Origin of the sequence: Actinacidiphila bryophytorum, assembly GCF_016916835.1 — a bacterium.
GTDB lineage: Bacteria > Actinomycetota > Actinomycetes > Streptomycetales > Streptomycetaceae > Actinacidiphila > Actinacidiphila bryophytorum.
Genome location: NZ_JAFFIX010000001.1, coordinates 655,076 through 675,251 on the forward strand (window position 1 = coordinate 655,076; position 20,176 = coordinate 675,251).

Consider the following 20,176-nt stretch of genomic DNA (forward strand, 5'->3'; position numbering starts at 1 on the left):
CTCTCAAACGGCTTCTCCCTTCACTTCCCGAACGGATCCGAGCGGATGCAGGCGGATCCCGAACGGACGGGGTTCCGGCGCCGGTTGCGGCCCGGCTCGCGACGCGACCGCTTCGACTACCCCACGAGTGGAGAAGGTCACCATGCTCATGAGGAAGAACGCACCCGCCGGCCGGCGCGCCCTGCCGGCCGTACTCGGCGCGCTGCTGCTGCTTCTCGCCGGCGCCCTGGGCCTGTCGGTCACCGGCGGCTCGGCCGCCGCGGCCGTGCCGGGGCCGCCGGCCGGCTGGACCACGGTCTTCAGCGACGACTTCAACGGCGCGTCGGGGTCCGGCCTGAACCGGGCCGACTGGCTCTACGACACCGGTACGGGCTACGGCTACCCGGGCGCCGCGACCATGTGGGGCACCGGCGAGATCGAGACGGCCACCGACTCGACCGCCAACGTCTACCAGGACGGATCAGGGCACCTGGTGATCAAGCCGATCAAGGACGCGTCAGGGCACTGGACCTCGGGCCGGATCGAGACCCAGCGCACCGACTTCGCGGCGCCCGCGGGCGGCCAGTTGGAGATCAGCGCGTCGCTCAAGCAGCCCGCACCGGCCAGCGGCCTCGGCTACTGGCCCGCCTTCTGGGCGATGGGCGCCGACGCCCGCCCGGTCGGTGCGACCAACTGGCCGAGCATCGGCGAGCTGGACATCATGGAGGACGTCAACGCGCTGAGCCAGCACTCGACGACCTTCCACTGCGGTGTGTGGGCGGGCGAGTGCCACGACCCCGACGGCATCAGCAGCGGGCTGCAGGCGTGCAGTGGCTGCCAGACCGGCTTCCACACCTACTCGGTGGTCATCGACCGCACCAACACCGCGGCCGAGCAGCTGCGGTTCCTGCTCGACGGGCAGGTGACGTACACGGTCAACGAGAACCAGGTCTCGACCGGCACCTGGCAGGCCGCTGTCGACCACGGCTTCTTCGCCATCTTCGACGTGGCGATCGGCGGTTCGTACCCGAACAAGGTGTGCGGGTGCACCTCGCCGTCTGCCGACATCAGCTCGGGCGCGGCGATGACGGTCGACTGGATCGCCGTCAACCGCACGAACAGCGGGAGTTCGTCGTCCGGTGCATCGACGGGTACGTCGTCTGGTACGTCCACCGGCGCCACGTCCGGTACGTCCACCGGCACGACGTCCGGCACCACCAACGGCGGCTCCAGCGGCGGCAGTACGAGCGCCCCCGACTACACCGCGGGCGCGGCGACCACCGGTTCGGGGCAGGTGCGGATCACCTTCGTGCCGACGACGCCCGCCGCGTACGTGGACGTGCACTACCTCGTCAACGGCGCGGGCCAGCAGAACTTCCGGATGGCCAACAGCGGCGGCACCTGGACGCAGACCGTCAACGGGCTCGCGAACGGCACCGTGTTGACGTACTGGTTCACGTACGAGAAGAACGGCCCGCAGTACGACACCCCGCACTTCACGTACACCTACAGCGGTTAGCGCACGGTCGGCTCGCACCGCCGCCCCGGCCGGATGCGCCGGGGCGGCGGGGCGCCGCCTCATGCGGCGGCGTCGAGGACCACCCGGAAGCGGGCGCGGCCCGACAGCATGTGCGCACAGGCCCGCAGCGTCAGGGCAGCGCGAGGACGCAGAACTCGTGACCCTCCGGGTCGACCAGGCACGTCCACGGCACGTCGCCCTGTCCGACGTCGAGGTCGGCGGCACCGAGGGCCTTGAGGCGCGCGACCTCCGCCTCCTTGTCGTCACCGGGGTAGGGCAGCAGGTCGAGGTGGACGCGGTCCGGCACCGTCTTCCCGCCCGCCTTGCGCAGGAACTCCAGGTACGGGCCGACGCCCGCCGCCGAGCGCAACGACGCATGGGTGTCGGCCACTTCGTGCACGGCCCAGTCCGACGCCCCGCCCCAGAACCGGGCCATGGCCCGGGGGTCCGCGCAGTCGACGACCACCGCGGCGATCGGCCCGGTGTCCCGGTAGACCTCCCGCGGCTCCAGCACGCAGAACTCGTTCCCCTCCGGGTCCGCGAGTACCGTCCAGGGCACATCGCCCTGCCCGACGTCGGCGGGCGTCGCGCCGAGATCCCGCAGCCGCGCGACCAACTCCCGCTGGTGCTGCCCGGAGGTGCTGGCCAGATCCAGGTGTGCGCGGTTCTTCACCGCCGACTTGGCCTCGGGCACGCCGACCACGTCGATCCCGACGCCGACCGCGGGCGGCCACCCGAGCCCGTCCCCCGGCCCCGCATAGCTCGTCCCGCCGGCCTCCCCGCCGACGACCCCCCACCCGAGCGCCGCGGCCCAGAACCGCCCGACCGCGGCGTGGTCGACCGCCTTGATGTTCACCTGCACGGGTCGCAGCGCCATACGCCCGATCGTAGGCCCGTGCTCACCAGAGCGCGGGGGGGATCCATTGACCCCCTTCGCAGGGACCCACAGCAGCATGCGGTCACTGACCGTGACCACAGGCTCCCGCGTACCGGCTGGTAGTCCCGTCCGGTACGCGGGGGACGGCGGTTTTTCCCGCCGACCGCACCGCGCTGACCTGCGGGGACGCCCGTCCGGGCGGCCGGGGGGAACATTCCGCCCGGCAAGGGGGTGTGTTTTTCACGATTAGTCGTATTGTGGTGATCGACAACAAATAAGGCCGCAGGTGAAGCAGTGTGGAATGTGCCCGTGGCCATGTGCCGCCACCGCGCCCTCCAGAGGTGACGAAACCGGCCCCCGACGCAGAGCGTCACGCACCCAGTGCCGCGCCCACCGCCCTCGGGCGGCGGACCGGGACCCGCCTACACGCCCAGGTACCGACATGCGCATCCTTTCCCCCGACTCAGCACCCTCGGCCCTCCGCCCGGCTCCCTCGCCGAAGTGGGCAGGCCGCGGCCAGTCACGGCTTCCGTGGCCGGCCGGCACCCGGGGCGGCGGCGTACCGCACCCCGTCCGCGGCAGCGCTGACACCGGCGCGGGGACGGACACCGCCGCGTCAGGCACCGACACCGGGATCGGCTGCCTCCCGCTGCCGCACCGCCCCGAGGCGGGCTGCGAGGCCCGCAGGGCGGCGCAGGCCGTGCTCGACGGCTGGCAGGTACCGGAGGAGACCGCCGCCGACGTCGTCCTGGTGATATCGGAGCTGGTCACCAACGCCCTCAACCACGCCCTTCCCGCGGTGTGCCTGCACATGACCCGGCTGAGCTGCGGCACCGTACGGGTCGAGGTCACCGACGGCGGACCGTGCGGTGCGCCGCTGCAGCGCGACCCCGGCGACGGAGGGCGCGGCCTGGCCCTGGTGCAGGCGCTCGCGCAGGCCCACGGCCGCCACGTCGGCCCCGGCGGCACGCTCGCCTGGGCCGAGTTCGCAGGCCCCGCGCCCGCCTGAGCGCCGGGCGGCGCCCGTACGGTACGTCCGCGTGGCGGCCGCCCCCCGGCTGCTGCCGACCGCCCCCCTTCACCGCGGCGCCGCCGCCCGCCTCCGCGGGCGACCCCCAGGCGAGGAGGCCGCCATGTCCGTCCCCCCGGACCACCTGCAGGGCGGCCATGTGCCGCACGCCGAGATGCGGCAGCACAACCTCAGCGTCGTCCTTCGCCGCGTCCACACCGAAGGCGCCGTCTCGCGCTCGGAGCTGACCCGGGCCACCGGGGTCAACCGCAGCACCACGGCCGCACTGGTGGCCGCCCTGGCCCGGGCGGGGCTGGTGCGCGAGGAGATCCCGCGCACCCACCGCACGGCCGGCCGGCCCTCGCCGATGGTGCTGCCCGTGCCGGAACGCGCCCAGGTCGTCGCCCTGGAGGTCGGCGTGGAGCGGATCAGGGCCGAGCGGGTGGGCCTGGGCGGCACGGTGCTCGCCGAACGCACCCTGCTGCCGCCCTCCGACGGCCCCACCCCCTTCGAGCAGACCGTCGGCCGGCTCGCGGGCCTGGTCGAGTCGCTGGGCGAACCGGCGGCGGACGCCGGGCGCTGCACCGGCATCGGTATCGCGGTGCCGGGACTGGTCAGGCGGGCCGACGGCCTGGTGCGCTTCGCCCCGAACCTGGAGTGGCGCGACGAGCCGCTCGCCGCGGCGCTCGCCGACCGCCTGGCACCGCCCTGGTCGCGGGTGCCGATCGCCGTCGGCAACGACGCCGACCTGGGCGCACTCGGCGAGTACGCGCGCGGCGCGGCCCGCGGTTACGACGACTTCGTCTACATCTCGGCCAACGTCGGTGTCGGCGGCGGCCTGTTCTGCGGCGGCCGGCCCGTGCGCGGGCAGCGCGGCTACGCGGGCGAGATCGGCCACATGATCGTCAACCCGCAGGGGCGGCAGTGCCGTTGCGGTGCGCGCGGCTGCTGGGAGACCGAGATCGGCACCGACGTCATCACCGAGGCGGCCGGCCTGCAGGTGCCGCCCGACCACTCGCTGCACGGCGTCGTCGAGGCGGCGGCGGCCGGCGACGAGCGGGCGGAGCGCGCCCTGGACGACGCGGCCCGCTGGCTGGCGATCGGCCTGGGCAACCTGGCCGTGGTGCTCAGCCCGCGGCTGGTGATCTTCGGCGGCGGGCTCCAGGACATCTACGAGGCCACCTTCGACCGGATCGAGCTGTACAGCGCCACCACCGGCCTGGCCCGCAGCCGCGCACCCTACACCCACCGCAGGTCCGCGCTCGCCCACCGCGCGCCGCTGGTGGGCGCCGCGGAATTGGCCATGGCCCCGCTGCTCGACGACCCGCTCGGCCTGCCGCGACCCGATGTTCGGTGACAGCTTCCTGATGGCCGCGCGACGACATGTGACCGTCCGGCAGGCGGACCGGGTGCGCAGACGCTCCGGATCCGCACGAATCTCCAACGAATTTTGCCGCCAAACCTTGTGGCGGGATTTCGCCACGGCATAATCACGCTTCAAGACTGTTCCAGGGTGGGGTCGCGTCGTGCTCATAGCATTCATCGGTGTTCTCGTGGTCGCCGTCCTCGGTGGCATCTGGTCCGCCCTCAGACACGTGCGGGACGCCCAACTGGTGCGGATGGCACGGACCACCGTCCAGACCGCCGAGGTCAGGGCCAAGAACTCCGACGAGCAACTGCGGATCGCCATCGAGGAGTTGCGCTTCCTCGCCAGCGACCGCATCCCCGCCGCCGTCCTCGCCCTGACCCACGAGCACGCCCCTGTACCCGGCCTGCTGCACCCGCAGGAGGCCAACGCCACGCTGGCCAAGGCGATGCGGGACGTGCTGTCCGCGACCGGCGCCGCCGCGGCCGGCGAACGCGACCGGGTCGACGCGGCGGCCAGGGCCGCGATGCGCGGCGCCACCGCCAAGGTGCAGTCGCTGCTCTACCAGACCCAGAGCGTCCTGCAGGACCTCCAGCACGAACTCGACGACCCCCGGCTGCTCGAACTGGACTTCCGCAACGAGCTGGCCCTGCGGCGAATTCAGGCCACCGCGGTGCTCTGCGAGGCCTGGCCCGGCCTGGCCCGCAGCGACTCGCCGCTCGCCGAGGTCGTCATCGGCGCGCAGTCCAGGGTCGCCGGCTACGCCCGCATCAAGATGTCCAACCACCTGCGCGAGCAGCGCCTCGCGGTCGTCGCACGGGCCGCGGAACCGCTGGCCATCGCGGTCGCGGAACTCCTCGCCAACGCCACCTCGTACTCGCACCCCGACACCGCGGTGCCCGTCACGATCCAGCAGAGCGGCGGGCGCGGCGCGCTCATCGTGGTGGACGACGGCGGCATCGGCATGGACGACGAGACCCTCGCCCGCGCCCGGCGGCTGCTGGCAGGCCCCGAGGTGCTGCTGCTGACCGAGCTGGGCAACCCGCCGCAGGCCGGCTTCGCCGTGGTGGGCCGGCTGGTGCGGCAGTACGGCTTCTCCTGCCACGTCGAGTCCTCGCCCTACGGCGGGGTCCGGGCGATGCTGCGGGTGCCGGCCGAGCTGCTGACCGTACTCGACGAGGAGCACACGCTGTCCGTGCTGGTACCCGCCCCGGCCGAGACCGCGGCACCGGCCAGGCCCGCGGAGGAGCCGGCCGGCGACCAGGGGCCGATGGCCGAGGCCACCCCGCTGCCCTCGCGCCGCCGCCGCAGCCCCAGAACCGCCGCCGCCCGCCCCGTCGCACCGGTCCAGCCGGCCGCCGAGGCACCCGCGGCGCGCACACCAGAGCAGGCGGGCGCGCTGTGGGGCGCGCTCCAGGACGGCACCCGCAGCGGCAGGTCCGCGGCAGGAGGCGACACGACCGCCACCGGGGGAACCGCCGCAGCCGACAAGCAAGGAGACGACCGTTCATGACCACCCGCCGACCGATGGCAGAGGACCTGGCCTGGGTGCTGGAACCGCTGCTCGAACTCCCGGGCGTCCAGCACGCGTTGATCGCCACCGGCGACGGCCTGCTGGAAGGGGCCTCACCCGGCCTCGACCGGGCGGCCGCGGAACGGGTGGCCGCGATGACCGCCACCCTGCACGCCTCCGCCCGCGCCTTCACCACCGCCTTCACCGAGAACGAGTCGCCGCGGCTGGCGCAGACCGTGGTGGAGTCCGAGCAGGGCTTCGCCATCGTGGTGCCCGCGGGGCAGAACACCTCGCTCGCGGTCTTCGCCGCCCCCGACACCCAACTGGGCAACATCGCCTACCAGATGCAGGTACAGGTCGCCGCGCTGGCCAGAGCGATGAGCGCACCCGCCCGCGAGCCGGACGCAGCCGGCCGGCCATGACACCCGGCAGGCCCGGCACCTCAGGGGCGGCCGCCGCGCCGGAACCGGGGACACCAGGCGGCCGCGGGCGCCGCCTGGTCCCCGCCTACCTGGCCACCGGCGGGCGGGAACGCCCGCGCGGCACCGCCGACTTCGACCGGCTCACCGTGCTGCTGTCCACCGACCAGCAGCCGCCCGAGACGGACTTCGGCCCCGAACACCGCAGGCTGTGGACGCTCCTGCGCCCCGGCGCGCTGACCGTGGTGGAATGCGCGGCCCACCTGGGGCTGCCCGTCAGCGCCACCGTCTTCCTGGCCGCCGACCTCGTCGGCGGCGGCCACCTGCTCGCCCGGTCGCCGGTCCCCAAGGCCGAGGCGATCGACCGAACGCTCATCGAGAGGCTGCTCGTTGGACTCCGTGCCCTCCCCTGAACCGGCGACCGCGCTGGTCGCCCCACCGCGGTCCGAGCCGCGGGCCGAGGCCGGACCCGAGTCCGGCCCCGGGACCGTCCGCTACCTGCCCTCCACCGGGCAGACCCTGATGAAGCTGGTCGTCACCGGCCCCTTCGGCGTCGGCAAGACCACGCTGATCCGCACCCTCTCGGAGATCCCCACCCTGCACACCGAGGAGGTGATGACCAGCTCCAGCGTCGGCCACGACGACCTGCGCGGACTGCCCGAGAAGTCCACGACCACCGTCGCCGTCGACTTCGGCCGGCTCACCGTCCCCGGCGACCTGGTGCTCTACCTGTTCGGCACACCGGGGCAGGAACGCTTCTTCCCGCTGTGGCAGGACATCGCCCGCGGCGCGCTGGGCGCCCTGGTGATGGCCGACACCCGGCGGCTGGCCGACTCCTTCCCGGTGATGGACATGGTCGAGGAGCAGGGCCTGCCCTACGCCGTCGCCGTCAACCGCTTCCCCGGCGCCCCCGCCTACGCCGACGACGTACTGCGCAGGCACCTCGACCTGGCGCCCGAGACCCCCCTCGTGCAGTGCGACGCCCGCAACCGCCGCGACAGCATCGGCACGCTCATCGCGCTCGCCGAGTACGTACTGACCCGACTGCCCCAGGACGCGCCATGACCGCCGGTACGCTCCCCGCGCTGTACGGCGAGGACTTCGCCGCCGACCCGGGCTTCCACTACGAACAGCTGCGCCTCCAGGGGCCGCTGGCGCGCGTCGAGATCGCCCCCGGGGCCGAGGCGGTGCTCGTCACCGACTACCAGGCCGCACTCGACGTGCTGCGCGACACCCACACCTTCTCCAAGGACCCGCGGCCCTGGCCCGACACCATCCCCGAGGACTCCCCGGTCCGCTCGGTGCTCGCCTACCGCCCCGCCGTCGTCTTCTCCGACGGCGACAGCCACGCACGGCACCGCAAGGTCATCGGCGAGAGCCTCGGCCTGCTCGGCCCGCACCTGCTGCAGAACCAGGTCGCCGAGGCCGCAGCCGCCCTCATCGGCCGCTTCGCCGCCGCCGGCAGCGGCGACCTCGTCACGGGGTACGCCCGGCAGATACCGCTGCGGGTCTTCAACACCTGGTTCGGCGTCCCCGACGCGGAAGGCGAGATCCTCGCCGACCGGCTCACCTCGATGTTCGCCTCGGGCGACGACGCGCAGTCCGCGACCGCCGAACTCAACGAGATCCTCGGCGCCCTCGTCGCCGACCGGCGCCGCCGCCCGCAGCGCGACCTCACCTCGTACTTCCTCCAGCACCCGGTCGGCCTCACCGACGACGAAGCGGTCATGCAGATCGCCGTCACCTTCAGCGGCGGCTACGAGTTCACCGCGAACCTCATCGCCAACACACTGCTCCACATGCTCGCCGACCCGCGCTACGACGGCTCCGTCTACGCCGGCGCCATGACCGCGCACGAGGCCATCAACGAGGTGCTGTGGCGCAACCCGCCGCAGTCCACGTCCTCCGGCTACTACGTGCGCTACGACACGACCTTCCACGGGGTAGGCCTGCGCGCCGGGCAACTCGTCCTGGTCTCCTACGCCGCCGCCAACGGGCAGTCGTCGCCGGGGGGTTCCACCGATGCGTGGGGGGCGAGCGAGAGCGCTCACCTCGCGTGGGGGGCCGGGCCGCACTCCTGCCCCGCCAGGCAGCCGGCGATGCTCATCGCCATCTCGGCGGTCGAGCAACTCACGAGCCGCCTCTGCGATATGCGGCTCGCTCGGCCGGCCTCCACCCTGCGCTGGCGCCCAGGCCCCTTCCAGCGCTCCCTGCTGACCCTCCCGGTCGACTTCACCCCCTGGGCCCCGAAGCCGCCCCCTCCGGCGGAGGAATAGCCCTCCTCGGACGGCGGTACGTCTTTCCCCCGGTGGTGGGTTGCGCCCTCCGTGGGTGCCACGTGCTGTGGCGTTGCGTCTTTCCCGCCCCCCGGGCTGGGCGCGCAGTTCCCCGCGCCCCCTAAAAAACGCTCACCCTCCGCGCGAGAGGGCACCCCCCAGGGTCGCGGCGAACTGCGTGACCGGGCAGGACGGCGGGGGAGGCGCGATGTCACTGCAAGTGGCAGGTCGGTGGGCGCGTGGGAGGATGAAGACATGGGTTACGCGGACGCGCTTGGCGCGGAAGAGGTCGAGGCGAGGCTCGGGCAGCTGCCCGGGTGGGAGGTGGAGGAGGGGCGGACGCTGCGGCGGACGTACCGCCTTCCGCACCTGCCTGCGGCGATCTTCGCCGTGCACGTCGCCGGGATCCAGGACGAGCTGAACCACCACTCGGACCTGACCCTCGGCTACGACACCCTCGCCGTGGCGATCACGACGCACGCCGCCGGCGGACGGCTGACCGGCAAGGACTTCGACCTCGCCGCCCGTATCCAGGCCGTCGCGCCGGGCCACGGCGCCGAGTAACGCCCAGCAGAGGGGCCGGGGGTCAGTCGACCCCGGGATAGTGGACGCCGATGCGCTCGCGCACGGCGTCCAGCGTGCGCATCACCGACAGCGAGCCGGCCAGCGGCACGAGCGGGGACTGGGTCAGCCCCTGCTGGAGGCAGCGGGTGACCTCGGCGGCCTCGTAGCGCATGGTGCCGCGGTCCAGGCCGTCGTCGGTGACGTCGGAGAAGTGCACGGTGTGCGGGGCCTCGCCCTGACGGTGCAGGACGAAGCGGTCGGGGTTGAAGAAGCCCTCGGGGATCTCGATGCGGCCCCGGGTCCCGGTGACCGTCGCGGGCGCTCCGGTGTCCGCGGCGAAGGTGCAGGTCAAGGTGGCGAGGGCGCCGTCGTTCCAGCCCAGCAGGATGCCGGTGTTGTCGTCGACGCGCTCGGGCGTCAGGTGCGCCCAGGCGTGCACGCTGTCGGGTTCGCCGAGCAGCAGTTGCGCGAAGGACACCGGGTAGACGCCGAGGTCGAGGAGTGCGCCGCCGCCCTGTGCGGGGTCGCGCAGCCGGTGCTCGGGCGGGAAGTCCCCGCCGAAGCCGAAGTCGGCGGAGATGTTGCGGATCTCCCCGATGGCGCCGTCGGCGACGACCGCGGCGAGGTGCCGTATCAGCGGGTTGCAGTAGGTCCACATGGCTTCCATGAGGAAGAGCCCGCGGTCCTGCGCGAGGTCGACCAGCTCGCGCGCCTCGCGTGAGTTGATCGTGAACGCCTTCTCGCACAGCACGGCCTTGCCCGCTTCGAGGCAGATCCCGGCGGCGGCCCGGTGCGCGGAGTGCGGGGTGGCCACGTAGACCACGTCCACCGCGTCGTCCGCGGCCAGTTCGGCCCAACTGCCGTACGCCCGGGGGATGCCGAAGCGTTCGGCGAAGGCCTTGGCGCCCTCGGGGCTGCGCGAGCCCACCGCGACGGCCTCGGCGCCCGGCACGGTGGCCAGCGCCTCGGTGAAGGTCGCGGCGATGCCGCCGGTCGCCAGGATGCCCCAGCGGATTGTGCGCTGCACGTCACTCATCGATGCCTCATAAACGTCGTCTCGGCGTCCCCGATGACTGAAAGAATAGGCAACGATTCAACGACCCCGATGGAGAGTGCCACCGTGCAGGACGCCGGGCCGAGATCCCCCGCTCAGGCCAACGCCCCGACCGCTTCCGCCACCCTCACCCCCGCCGCCGGCCGCCAGGCCCGCGTCGGCCTGCTCGTCACCCTGGTACTCGGCGGTCTGACCGCGCTGCCGCCGCTGTCCATGGACATGTACCTGCCCGCGCTGCCCCAGGTCACCGACGCCCTGCACAGCAACTCCTCGACCGTCCAGCTCACCCTGACCGCGTGCCTGGCCGGCATGGCGCTCGGCCAGCTGGTGGTCGGCCCGCTCAGCGACCGCTTCGGGCGCCGCCGGCCGCTGCTGATCGGGATGGTCGTCTACGTCCTGGCCACCGCCGTGTGCGCGCTGGCGCCCACCGCCCCGCTGCTGGTCGGCTTCCGGCTGCTGCAGGGCCTGGCGGGCGCCGCGGGCATCGTGATCTCCCGGGCGATCGTGCGGGACCTCTACGACGGGGTGGAGATGGCACGCTTCTACTCCACCCTGATGCTCATCTCCGGGGTGGCCCCGATCGTCGCACCGGTCATCGGCGGCCAGATCCTGCGGCTCACCGACTGGCGGGGCGTCTTCGTGGTGTGCACCGCGATCGGGGTGCTGCTGACCGCCGTGGTGTGGCGATCGCTGGGCGAGACGCTGCCGCCGCAGGAGCGGCACCCCGGCGGGCTGGCGGGCACCTTCGGCGCCTTCCGCGGCCTGCTCGCCGACCGGGTTTTCACCGGTTACGTCATCGCCGGGAGCTTCGGATTCGCGGCCCTCTTCACGTACGTGTCCGCGTCGTCCTTCGTCGTGCAGGACATCTACGGCGCCTCGCCGCAGACCTTCAGCCTGCTGTTCGGCCTGAACTCCATCGGCATCGTCGGCATCGGCCAGCTCAACGGCAAGGTGCTGGTCGGCCGGGTCCCGATGGACCGGGTGCTCGCGGTGGGCCTGGCGCTGATCACCGCCGCCTCGCTCGCGCTGGTGCTGCTCACCACCGGGGTCTTCGGGCGGGCCTCGCTCGCCGAGGTCGCCGCCGCGCTCTTCGTGCTGATGGCGTCGATGGGCCTGGTGCTGCCCACCACCAACACGCAGGCGCTGCTGCGGACCAAGCGCAACGCCGGGGCGGCCTCCGCGCTGATCGGCACGTCGTCCTTCCTGATCGGCGCGCTGATCGCGCCGCTCGCCGGGGTGGCGGGCGACGGCACCGCGATTCCGATGGCGATCACCCAGCTGACCTGCACACTCATCGCCTGCGCCGCCTTCGTTGGGCTGTGTGTCCCGGGCCGACGTACCGTGGAGGGACCGTAGGCCGGAAAGGCGAACGGCCTGAGGCCAGCAGGAGGAAGCGATGTCCGATCCGGACGAACGCACCTGGGCGTTCAAGACAGCCGACAGCTCACTGCACACCGGCGCCGAGAGCACCGTCGATCCGGAGGACCTGGTCATGGCCTCCGGCCGGGACTGCACCCCGGAACTGATCGAGAAGGCCCGCAAGGATCTGGAGGAGCATGGCCCCGCCGCTGTCGAGAGGTACCTGCCCTGAGGCGGGTCTCGACGCCGACGAGATCGGCAGGATCGTCCCCGGGCTGTCGGCCGCGCTGGAGACGGCGCCCGGCCCCGCGTGGTGCGCGGGCGCCGTGGTGCTCGCCGGGCGCGGCCGGGTCGTCGCGCTGCACGAGGCCGTCGGCTGGGCGGCGCGCTACGGGTCGTACGACGAGCTGACCGGCCGCGGGGTGGAGCTGCCGCCCGGGCGGCAGGAGCCGATGCGGCCGGGAACGGTGTTCGACCTGGCGTCGCTCACCAAGCTCTTCACCAGCACCGTCGCCGTCCAGCAGGTCCGGGCCGGGCGGCTGGACCCGGACGCGCCGGTCGCCACGTACGTCCCCCGGCTCCAGCCCGGCATCACCCTGCGGCACCTGCTCACCCACACCTCCGGCCTGCAGCCCGAGCTGCCGCTCTACGAGCTTGCCGGGCCCGAGCAGCGCGCCGCAGCCCTGGCCGCCGAGCAGCCGCGTACACCGCCCGGCGAGCAGCGCTGCTACTCCGACCTCAACCTGCTGCTCACCCAGACGGTGCTGGAGCAGGTCACCGGCCGCCCGCTGGACGACCTGGTCGCCGACGGCATCACCGGGCCGCTCGGCATGGCGTCCACCCGCTTCGCGCCGCCGCCGTCCTGGCGGGGCCGCACCGCCGCGACCGAGGACCAGCGGCGCCCCTGGGGCAAGCTCGACCGGGGCATGGTGCGCGGCACCGTCCACGACGAGAACGCGTACGCCATGGGCGGCGTCGCAGGCCACGCCGGGCTGTTCTCCACCGCGTGGGACCTGGCGCTGTTCGCTGCGGCCCTGCTCGACGGCACCCTGCCGGTGCTGCCCGGCTTCGGTTTCGAGACCGACCAGGCGTGGTTCATGGGCGAGCTGGCGGGCCGCGGCGCCCTGGGCCACACCGGCTTCACCGGCACCTGCCTGGTCCTGGACCCGGCCTCGGGCGCCTTCCTGGTGCTGCTGGCCAACACCGTCCACCCGGTGCGCCACACCCAGGGCAGCGCGCCCAGGGCCGCGGCGGCGACCCGGCTGGCACGGGCGCTGCCCGCGGGCGCCTGACGGGCGCCCGCCCGGTCAGCGGAAGACGCCGGTGTGGCCCAGCGAGTAGCGGCCGGGCTGCGGGTAGACGGCCAGGCCGTGCGGGCCCGCGCCGACCGGGATCTTGGCCAGGGTGCGGCCCGTGGCGGTGTCCAGGGCGTACACCTCCGCGTCGTAGCGCCCGGTCAGCCACAGCACCTTGCCGTCGGCGGAGACCCCGCCCATGTCGGGGCTTCCGCCGCCGGCGATGTGCCACTTGGTGACCAGCCTGCCGGTCGCGAAGTCCAGCAGCGACACCGAGCCCTCGCCGCGGTTGGTGATGTAGAGGTACTTCGAGTCGCGGGACACGTACAGGCCGTGCGCGCCCTTGCCGGTGGGCAGCAGCACCGGCTTGGAAAAGGTGTCGCCGTTCATCGTCCACACCCCGCCCGCGACCATGTCGGCGATGTACCAGGTGCTGCCGTCCGGCGAGATCTTCACGTCCTGCGGCATCGCCCCGTCCAGCGGCAGCTTCTGCTGGCCGACGACCTTCATGGCGGCGGTGTCGACCTTCAGCAGCTCGCCCGAGAACTCGCAGGAGACGATGAAGTAGCGGCCGTCGGGGGAGAAGTCGGCGTGGTTGACGCCGTAGCAGCTCACCGGCACGACCTTCCTGACCGCCATGGTGTGCGCGTCCCTGAAGACCAGCTGCCGGTCGAGCGAGGCCATCACGATCGCGTATCTGCCGTTCGGCGTGAAGTACAGGTTGTACGGGTCGTGCACGTCGACCGGCTTGCCGACGTGCCCGTTGGCCGGGTCGATCGGGGTGAGGCTGTTGCCGACGTCGTTGTTGACCCACAGCGTCTTCAGGTCCCACGACGGCACCACGTGCTGCGGCTGCTGCCCCACCGGGATCGTCCTGACCACCTTGTACGTTTTCGGGTCGATCACCGACACCGTGTTGGACTCGGTGTTGGGCACATAGACCAGCGAAGGGAAGCCGCGGACCACCGGCGACAGCGCGTTCGGGCGGTCGGCCGCGTAGACGTCCTTCTGGTCCAGCAGCGGTGGCATCCCGGCCAGGCCCGGGTGCGCGGCGGCGGCCATCCGCTGCGTCCTCGCGGCGGCCGCCGCCGCTGCCGCCTGCGCCGCCACGGCGGCCACGGCAGGGGACGGGGCGGGCGAGCGGGTGCCGCTGTCGCCGCACCCGGCGGCCAGGACGGCGGTGACGGCGGCGGTGACGGCGGCGCGGCGCAGGGGACTGAGGTGACGGCGCATCAGGTCAGCAGCTCCGAGGTCGTGACCGCACGCAGACCGCGGCGGTTCAGGTCGTCGAGGATCCCGGGCAGCGCGGCGACCGTGCCGGAGTGCCCGAAGTGCAGCGAGACCACCGACCCCGGTCCCGCCTTCGCGGCCACGGCGGAACGCACCGCCTCGGGGCCGGGGTCGGTGTAGTCCAGCGGGTCCACGTCGTACGCCAGCAGGTGCGGGTAGCCCGCCTTCTGTGCCAGCGACACCACCAGCGGGGTCGTCAGCCGGGCCTGCGACGCCCGGAACCAGCGCCCCGGCGACCCGGTCAGCTCCCGCAGCCTGCGGGCGCACCCCTCGATCTCCGCGGTGGCCGCATCCGCGTCCATCGACCCGATGTCGCCGTGCGTCTGCGTGTGGTTCCCCAGCTCGTGCCCGCCCGCCAGCACCCGCGCGGCCAGCTGCGGATACGCGTCCAGCCAGTCCCCGACGGCCAGCACCGTCACCCGCGCGCCGAACCGCTCCACGGCGGTCAGCAGCGACTCGGCCATGGCGGGGTCGCCCTGGCCGTGGAAGGTCAGCGCCAGCTGCTGCTTCGTCCGCGGCCCGTGCTCGATCTGGTCGGGCAGCCCCGGCGGCAGCGGCGGCAGCGGTGCCACTGCCGTGGGGGTGCTCTGCGGGGTGCCCGCGCCCCCGGTCTGCGGCGCCCCCGCCGCGGGCGGCGGCATCGCGGGATCAGGACCCGCGGAGGCGGCCCTGCCGCCGGTGCAGCCGGACAGCAGCGCCTCGGAGGCGGTGACCTGGAGGAGGTTGCGGCGAGAGATCATCGGCGCCACATTAGGGCGTAATGTCTGGTTTATCGTACCGGCGGGCCGGTCCGGTCCGACCCGTCCCCCCAATGCCACATCGCCAGGGGCGGTGCCCCTGCCATCATTGCTCCACCTCCCCCCGGTGTGGGGCTTCCCCCGTCCCGGGGGGTGTCTCCTCCGGAGGGTGCCATGCCCTTGCGCCGGGCGGCGTTTTCTGGGCCGCCTGGCCTGGGGTGGGTGCCTTAGCGCAGGGCGGTGCGTTTTTCGCTGGCCGCGATGGCGGCTTGCTTGCGCAGGGCGGTGAGCGTTTTTAGGGGCGCGGGGAACTGCGCGACCAGCCCCCACCGGGGGCGCGGGTCGTCACCGTCCGAAAGGGGCTGTTCGGTCCGTGCCGGACCACCGGCCGCGAGCGAAGCGAGATGGGGGCACCCCCAGGCGAAGCCCTGGGGGAGGGCTGGGTGCGCAGTTCCCCGCGCCCCTGAGGTGGTGGCGGTCCGTCGCCAGGTGGCGGTGGAGTGGGGGGCGGCACGCGCCCCTGGGGTGGTGGCGGTCCGTCGCCATGGGACGGTGAGTGGGGGAGTGGGGATGCGGGAGCTGAGTTACCGGGGAGCCGTCGAACGGCTGGCGTTGGCCCAGAAGGGCGCCAAAGGCGTGTCGCTGTACTCGCGGTACGTGAACCGGCCGGTCGGGCGGGTGCTGGCCGCGGGGGCGTACCGTGCGGGGTTGACGCCCAACCAGGTGACGCTGCTGAGCGCAGCGCTCAGCGGTGCCGGGATCGCCACCGTGGCGGTCGCGGAACCGTCGTGGGGGGTCGCGGTCGCGGTCTATGCGGCCCTGGCGCTGGGGTTCGCCTTCGACTCCGCCGACGGGCAGCTCGCCCGGCTGCTGGGGGCGGGCGGCCCGGCAGGGGAGTGGCTGGACCACGTCGTGGACTGCGCGAAGATCACCGCGGTGCACGCGGCCGTGCTGATCACCTTCTACCGGCACTTCGCCCTGCCGGGCGACACCTGGCTCCTGCTGCCGCTCGGCTTCCAGCTGGCCGCCGTCATGATCTTCTTCGGCGGCCTGCTGACCGACAAGCTCAAGCCGAAGGCGCCGCCCGGGGCGGCGGCACCGTCACGGGTGCGGGCCGTGGCGCTGCTCCCCGTCGACTACGGGGTCTTCTGCGCGGTCTTCCTGCTGCTGGGCAGCCAGGACGCCTTCCGCTACGGCTATCTCGCCCTCTTCTGCGTGCACGCCGTCTTCCTGGCCGCTTTTCTGGCCAAGTGGTTCAGAGAGCTTCGGAGGGTCTGACCTGGTCGGCCAGTACGTCGAGTGCCCGGCGCAGCTGGGTGCTCGACGTGTGCACCGTGTAGGGGAAGTAGACGATCTCCACGCCGACTTCGGCGAAGTCCCGCTCCAGGCGCGCACCCTTGTCGGTGCCGCGCCAGTCGTCGCCCTTGAACAGCACGTCGAACCTGACCTGCCGCCAGGTCTCCACCTTGTCCGGCACCGTCTCCACGAAGGCGGCGTCCACGAAGCGCACGCTGCGGACGATCTCCAGGCGCTCCACGAGCGGCACCACCGGGGCGCGGCCCTTGGCGAGTTGGGCCATCTCGTCGGAGACGACGCCGGCCACCAGGTAGTCGCACTGGCTGCGGGCGTGCCGCAGGATGTTGAGGTGCCCGACGTGGAAGAGGTCGTAGACCCCTGGTGCGTAGCCGACCCGGTGCGTACCGATCCGCTGTGTCATGACACGACCCCCCAGTCGCACGGAAATCCGTACAACGCTCCCCGGCGTTGCGGAGTCTCAGACGATAGCCGGGCGGCCGTGCGGTCAAGCGGCGATTTGCCAAAGTCCAACGCTTGGCAAGACCGGGCGTGATGCCCCGGTGAACGGCTAGTGTGGGCAGTTGTTCGTCTGTGGGTTGTTCGTCTGGGGGGAAGGAACACGCCGTGGCCGGTTCCGGCACGCGCCGCCGACTGCTGCTGGTCTCCACCAACTACGCGCCCGAGCACGCCGGAATCGGCCCCTACGCCACGCAGATCGCCGAGCACTGGGCGGCGGGCGGCGACGAGGTGCACGTGCTCGCCGGGATGCCGCACTATCCGGCGTGGCGGGTCGACCCGGCCTATGCGGGGGTGTGGCGTACGGAGGAGGAGCGCGCCGGGGTGCGGGTGCACCGGCGGCGCCACACGGTGCCGCCGCGGCAGACCGCGGTGCGCCGGGCGCTGTTCGAGGCGTCGGTGCTCGGGCACGGCCTGTACGCGCCGCCCGCGATGGGCAGGCCCGACGCGGTCGTCGCCCAACTCCCCAGCCTGGCGGGCGGGATACTCGGCGCCCGGCTGGCCCGCCGCCACCGCGTGCCGTATGTGCCGGTGGTGCAGGACCTGATGGGCGCGGCGGCCCGGCAGAGCGGGATACGCGGCGGCGGCCGGGTCGCCGCGGCGGCCGGTGCGGCCGAGTCGTACGCCCTGCGCAGGGCCACCCTGGTCGGGGTGATCCACGAGACGTTCGTCCCCAAGGTCGCCGCGCTCGGGGTGCCGGAGGAGCGGATACGCCTGGTGCCCAACTGGTCGCATGTGCGCAGCCCTTCCCGTCCCCGGGAGGAGATGCGCGCCCGGCTGGGCTGGCGGGAGGGGCGCACGGTGCTGCTGCACTCGGGCAACATGGGCCTCAAGCAGGGGCTGGACGTCCTGGTGGAGGCCGCCAGGCTCGACCCGGAGGTGCAGGTCGTGCTGATGGGCGACGGCAACCAGCGCGCGCAGCTGCGGGAGCTGGCGGGCAACCTGCCCAACCTGCACTTCGCGCCGCCCGCCGACGACGCGGACTTCCCCGACGTGCTGGCCGCCGCCGACGTCCTGGTGGTCACCCAGCGGGCGTCGGTGCTGGACATGAGCATCCCGTCCAAGCTCACCTCCTACTTCGCCGCGGGCCGCCCGGTGCTCGCCTCGGTCGCGGCGGCCGGCGGCACCGCCGCGGAGGTCGAGCGCTCCGGCGCCGGAGTCGTCGTCGCCCCCGAGGACCCGCGCGCCCTGCTGGACGCGGTGCGCGCACTGGCCGATGATCCTGACAGGGCCGACGCGCTGGGGGCGCGCGGACCGGTCTACGTACGCGACCACCTCAGCCGGGACGCGGGCCTGGCGCGGATCGACGCGCTGCTCGCCGAAGCGCTGGGCGAACAGCCGCGCCGGGCGGACGCGGGCGGGCCGGGGGCCGGGGAAGACGAGGGGGCGAAGGCCAAGTGACCGACGTGACGCGGGCGGAGCAGCCGTCGCAGGACGAACCCGACCTGCTGCGCGACCAGTTCAAGCAGCTGGTCCGCTACCGGGCGCTGCTGGTGGCCGGGGTGCTCGTCGGCCTGCTCGGCGGCGCCTACCTCGCCTTCAGCGGCGCCGACTCGTACACCGCCACCAGCGAGGTGCGGGTCAGGGCCGCCATAGAGGACCCGTTCGTGGCCGGGGCCACCGCCGACAAGAACATCGACATCGGCACCGAGCGGCAGAGCGCGCTGAGCAGCACCGTCGCCGACGCGGCGGCGAAGACCGCGGGGGCGCAGGTCGCCACCATGTCCAGGTGCCTGCAGGTGACCAACCCGCCCAACACGCTGGTGCTGCGCTTCACCTGTACCGCGGGCACCGCACAGCACGCGGCGGACTGGGTCAACGCCTTCACGAAGGCCTACTTGGACGACCGGCAGGCGCAGACCAGGGCCACCGTCGCCCGGATGGTGGCCAGTTACCAGTCGCAGCTGGAGCCGATGGTCACCCAGCGCAACGATCTGCTGGACCAGATCGCCCGCGCCAAGAGCAGCCAGGTCGTCGGCACCCTGGTCTCCTCGCAGACCAACCTGCTCAGCCGGATCACCGAACTCAACGGCGACATCAGCGGGTTGCGCGCCCTGGACACCACGCCCGGCGTCGTCATCAAGCCCGGCGTCGCGCCCTCCGCGCCCTCGGGACCCGGGCTGCCGATGATGCTCGGCCTCGGCCTCGGGGTCGGTATCGCGCTCGGCCTGCTGTTCGCCTGGGTGCGGCTGGTCTTCGACCCGACCGTGCGCAGTGACGCCGAGGTCACCCGCGCCCTGGGCGCCCCCGTGCTCGGCACCCTGCCCCGGCTGCGCGGCAGGGCCGCGGCGGGCGGACCCGGCGGGAGCCTGCTCGCGGGCGGGCGCGGCGACGGCCGGCTCGCCGAGGAGTACCGGGCCGTCGCCTTCCGGCTCACCCACGACAAGCGCTTCTCCGAGCGGCGCAGGCTGCTGGTCGTCGCCCCGCGCGGCACCGGCGAGACGCCCGCGGCCGTCGCGGTCAACCTGGCCGCGTCCTTCGCCGAGATGGGCATGGAGGTGCTGCTGGTCGAGGCCGACCTGCGCACCCCCGCACTGTCGGCCCGGCTGCGCACCGCGGACGGCGCCAGGCCCGGCTGGGCCAGGACGCCGGGACTGGGCGAGGGCGGCTGGCCCGCGGGGCTGCAAGTGCCCATCGACGCGGGGGAGTCCGGCTCCTTCGACCTGGTGCCCGGCCGCCGGGTGCGCAACGTGGCCCGTGCGCTGACGTCCGCGCCCGCGGGGCGGCTGTTCGCCGAGGCCGACGAGCCCGGCTCCGTCGTCGTCGTCCTCGCGCCGCCCGTCCTGGGGTACGCCGACGCCATCGCGCTCGCCGACCGCGTCGACGGCGTCGTGGTGGTGTGCGACCCGCGGGCCGTGCACCGCGCCGACCTCGAACGCGTCCACGAACTCGTCGACGCGGCAGGCGCCGCGGTGCTCGGCGTCGTCCTGCACCCGGCGGAACCCGGCACCCGGCGCCGCTTCGGCCTGGGCCGCCCCGCCCGCCCGGCACGGCAGGCCGCACCGGCCGACCGGCGCGACGGCGACCTCCCGCAGGAAGCAGCCCCCGCCTCCCCGGAGCGCCACCCGGTCCCTTGACCGGCCCCGCCCCGCGGCACACCACCGCGG

General features: G+C 73.5%; 20 protein-coding genes. 15 read left to right on the forward strand and 5 right to left on the reverse strand.

Annotated features, from left to right (window positions below; all coding sequences use genetic code 11):
* The first annotated feature begins 148 nt into the window (after nt 1–148).
* Nucleotides 149–1,498: a glycoside hydrolase family 16 protein gene (locus tag JT723_RS02800; protein ID WP_240164901.1), complete on the forward strand. Its 1,350-nt coding sequence runs from the start codon at nt 149–151 to the stop codon at nt 1,496–1,498.
* A gap of 130 nt (nt 1,499–1,628) precedes the next feature.
* Here the strand turns inward: JT723_RS02800 and JT723_RS02805 are convergent, their stop codons facing one another.
* Entirely contained in the window at nt 1,629–2,375 is a 747-nt protein-coding gene (locus JT723_RS02805; protein ID WP_205042685.1) for a VOC family protein, read from the reverse strand.
* Between the two features lie 442 nt (nt 2,376–2,817).
* Between JT723_RS02805 and JT723_RS02810 the strand changes: the two genes are divergently transcribed.
* The 8 genes from JT723_RS02810 (at nt 2,818) to JT723_RS02845 (ending at nt 9,522) form a co-directional block, all read left to right on the forward strand.
* Nucleotides 2,818–3,384 (forward strand): ATP-binding protein, encoded by a 567-nt coding sequence (locus JT723_RS02810; RefSeq protein ID WP_205042686.1) that lies wholly within the window; start codon nt 2,818–2,820, stop codon nt 3,382–3,384.
* Nucleotides 3,385–3,508: 124 nt separating this feature from the next.
* A complete protein-coding gene (locus JT723_RS02815; protein WP_205042687.1) occupies nt 3,509–4,741 on the forward strand; it encodes an ROK family protein in 1,233 nt (410 codons plus the stop codon).
* Between the two features lie 169 nt (nt 4,742–4,910).
* Nucleotides 4,911–6,263: an ATP-binding protein gene (locus tag JT723_RS02820; RefSeq protein WP_205042688.1), complete on the forward strand. Its 1,353-nt coding sequence runs from the start codon at nt 4,911–4,913 to the stop codon at nt 6,261–6,263.
* The gene (locus JT723_RS02825; protein WP_205042689.1) at nt 6,260–6,685 is read left to right on the forward strand and encodes a roadblock/LC7 domain-containing protein; all 426 of its coding nucleotides are present in this window, start codon (nt 6,260–6,262) and stop codon (nt 6,683–6,685) included. Before JT723_RS02820 ends, JT723_RS02825 begins: the two co-directional genes overlap by 4 nt.
* Nucleotides 6,682–7,095: a DUF742 domain-containing protein gene (locus JT723_RS02830; RefSeq protein WP_205042690.1), complete on the forward strand. Its 414-nt coding sequence runs from the start codon at nt 6,682–6,684 to the stop codon at nt 7,093–7,095. Before JT723_RS02825 ends, JT723_RS02830 begins: the two co-directional genes overlap by 4 nt.
* Nucleotides 7,096–7,204: 109 nt before the next feature.
* Nucleotides 7,205–7,747 (forward strand): GTP-binding protein, encoded by a 543-nt coding sequence (locus JT723_RS02835; protein ID WP_205042830.1) that lies wholly within the window; start codon nt 7,205–7,207, stop codon nt 7,745–7,747.
* A complete protein-coding gene (locus tag JT723_RS02840) occupies nt 7,744–8,958 on the forward strand; it encodes a cytochrome P450 family protein (RefSeq protein WP_205042691.1) in 1,215 nt (404 codons plus the stop codon). The genes JT723_RS02835 and JT723_RS02840 overlap by 4 nt, the downstream gene beginning before the upstream one ends.
* 255 nt (nt 8,959–9,213) lie before the next feature.
* Nucleotides 9,214–9,522, forward strand: a complete 309-nt coding sequence (locus JT723_RS02845) for a 4a-hydroxytetrahydrobiopterin dehydratase (RefSeq protein WP_205042692.1) — start codon at nt 9,214–9,216, stop codon at nt 9,520–9,522.
* A gap of 22 nt (nt 9,523–9,544) precedes the next feature.
* Here JT723_RS02845 and JT723_RS02850 read toward each other — a convergent pair whose 3' ends face one another.
* Nucleotides 9,545–10,558: a Gfo/Idh/MocA family protein gene (locus tag JT723_RS02850; RefSeq protein WP_205042693.1), complete on the reverse strand. Its 1,014-nt coding sequence runs from the start codon at nt 10,556–10,558 to the stop codon at nt 9,545–9,547.
* 69 nt (nt 10,559–10,627) lie between these two features.
* Between JT723_RS02850 and JT723_RS02855 the strand changes: the two genes are divergently transcribed.
* Genes JT723_RS02855 through JT723_RS02865 form a run of 3 tightly spaced genes read left to right on the forward strand, consistent with a single transcriptional unit; the run spans nt 10,628 to nt 13,227 of the window.
* Complete coding sequence (locus JT723_RS02855) at nt 10,628–11,932, forward strand: multidrug effflux MFS transporter (protein ID WP_205042694.1); 1,305 nt, start codon at nt 10,628–10,630, stop codon at nt 11,930–11,932.
* Between the two features lie 40 nt (nt 11,933–11,972).
* On the forward strand, nt 11,973–12,167 hold the full coding sequence (locus JT723_RS02860) for a hypothetical protein (protein ID WP_033174792.1): 195 nt from the start codon (nt 11,973–11,975) through the stop codon (nt 12,165–12,167).
* Complete coding sequence (locus JT723_RS02865; protein WP_205042695.1) at nt 12,133–13,227, forward strand: serine hydrolase domain-containing protein; 1,095 nt, start codon at nt 12,133–12,135, stop codon at nt 13,225–13,227. The genes JT723_RS02860 and JT723_RS02865 overlap by 35 nt, the downstream gene beginning before the upstream one ends.
* A 15-nt stretch (nt 13,228–13,242) precedes the next feature.
* Here JT723_RS02865 and JT723_RS02870 read toward each other — a convergent pair whose 3' ends face one another.
* Together JT723_RS02870 and JT723_RS02875 are read right to left on the reverse strand one after the other, a co-directional pair.
* A complete protein-coding gene (locus tag JT723_RS02870) occupies nt 13,243–14,463 on the reverse strand; it encodes a YncE family protein (protein ID WP_205042696.1) in 1,221 nt (406 codons plus the stop codon).
* Nucleotides 14,463–15,260 (reverse strand): polysaccharide deacetylase family protein, encoded by a 798-nt coding sequence (locus tag JT723_RS02875; protein WP_205042697.1) that lies wholly within the window; start codon nt 15,258–15,260, stop codon nt 14,463–14,465. The genes JT723_RS02870 and JT723_RS02875 overlap by 1 nt, the downstream gene beginning before the upstream one ends.
* A gap of 567 nt (nt 15,261–15,827) precedes the next feature.
* Here JT723_RS02875 and JT723_RS02880 point away from each other — a divergent pair.
* Entirely contained in the window at nt 15,828–16,535 is a 708-nt protein-coding gene (locus JT723_RS02880; RefSeq protein WP_205042698.1) for a CDP-alcohol phosphatidyltransferase family protein, read from the forward strand.
* Here JT723_RS02880 and JT723_RS02885 read toward each other — a convergent pair.
* Nucleotides 16,513–16,974: an FAD synthase family protein gene (locus tag JT723_RS02885; protein ID WP_240164902.1), complete on the reverse strand. Its 462-nt coding sequence runs from the start codon at nt 16,972–16,974 to the stop codon at nt 16,513–16,515. The genes JT723_RS02880 and JT723_RS02885 overlap by 23 nt on opposite strands.
* A 236-nt stretch (nt 16,975–17,210) precedes the next feature.
* On the opposite strand from JT723_RS02885, the gene JT723_RS02890 reads away from it, so the two are divergent.
* Nucleotides 17,211–18,470 carry a glycosyltransferase family 4 protein gene (locus JT723_RS02890; protein ID WP_205042832.1) on the forward strand — a complete coding sequence of 420 codons (1,260 nt, stop codon included), beginning with the start codon at nt 17,211–17,213 and terminating at the stop codon, nt 18,468–18,470.
* Nucleotides 18,467–20,146: a lipopolysaccharide biosynthesis protein gene (locus JT723_RS02895; protein WP_205042699.1), complete on the forward strand. Its 1,680-nt coding sequence runs from the start codon at nt 18,467–18,469 to the stop codon at nt 20,144–20,146. Before JT723_RS02890 ends, JT723_RS02895 begins: the two co-directional genes overlap by 4 nt.
* Nucleotides 20,147–20,176 lie beyond the last annotated feature (30 nt).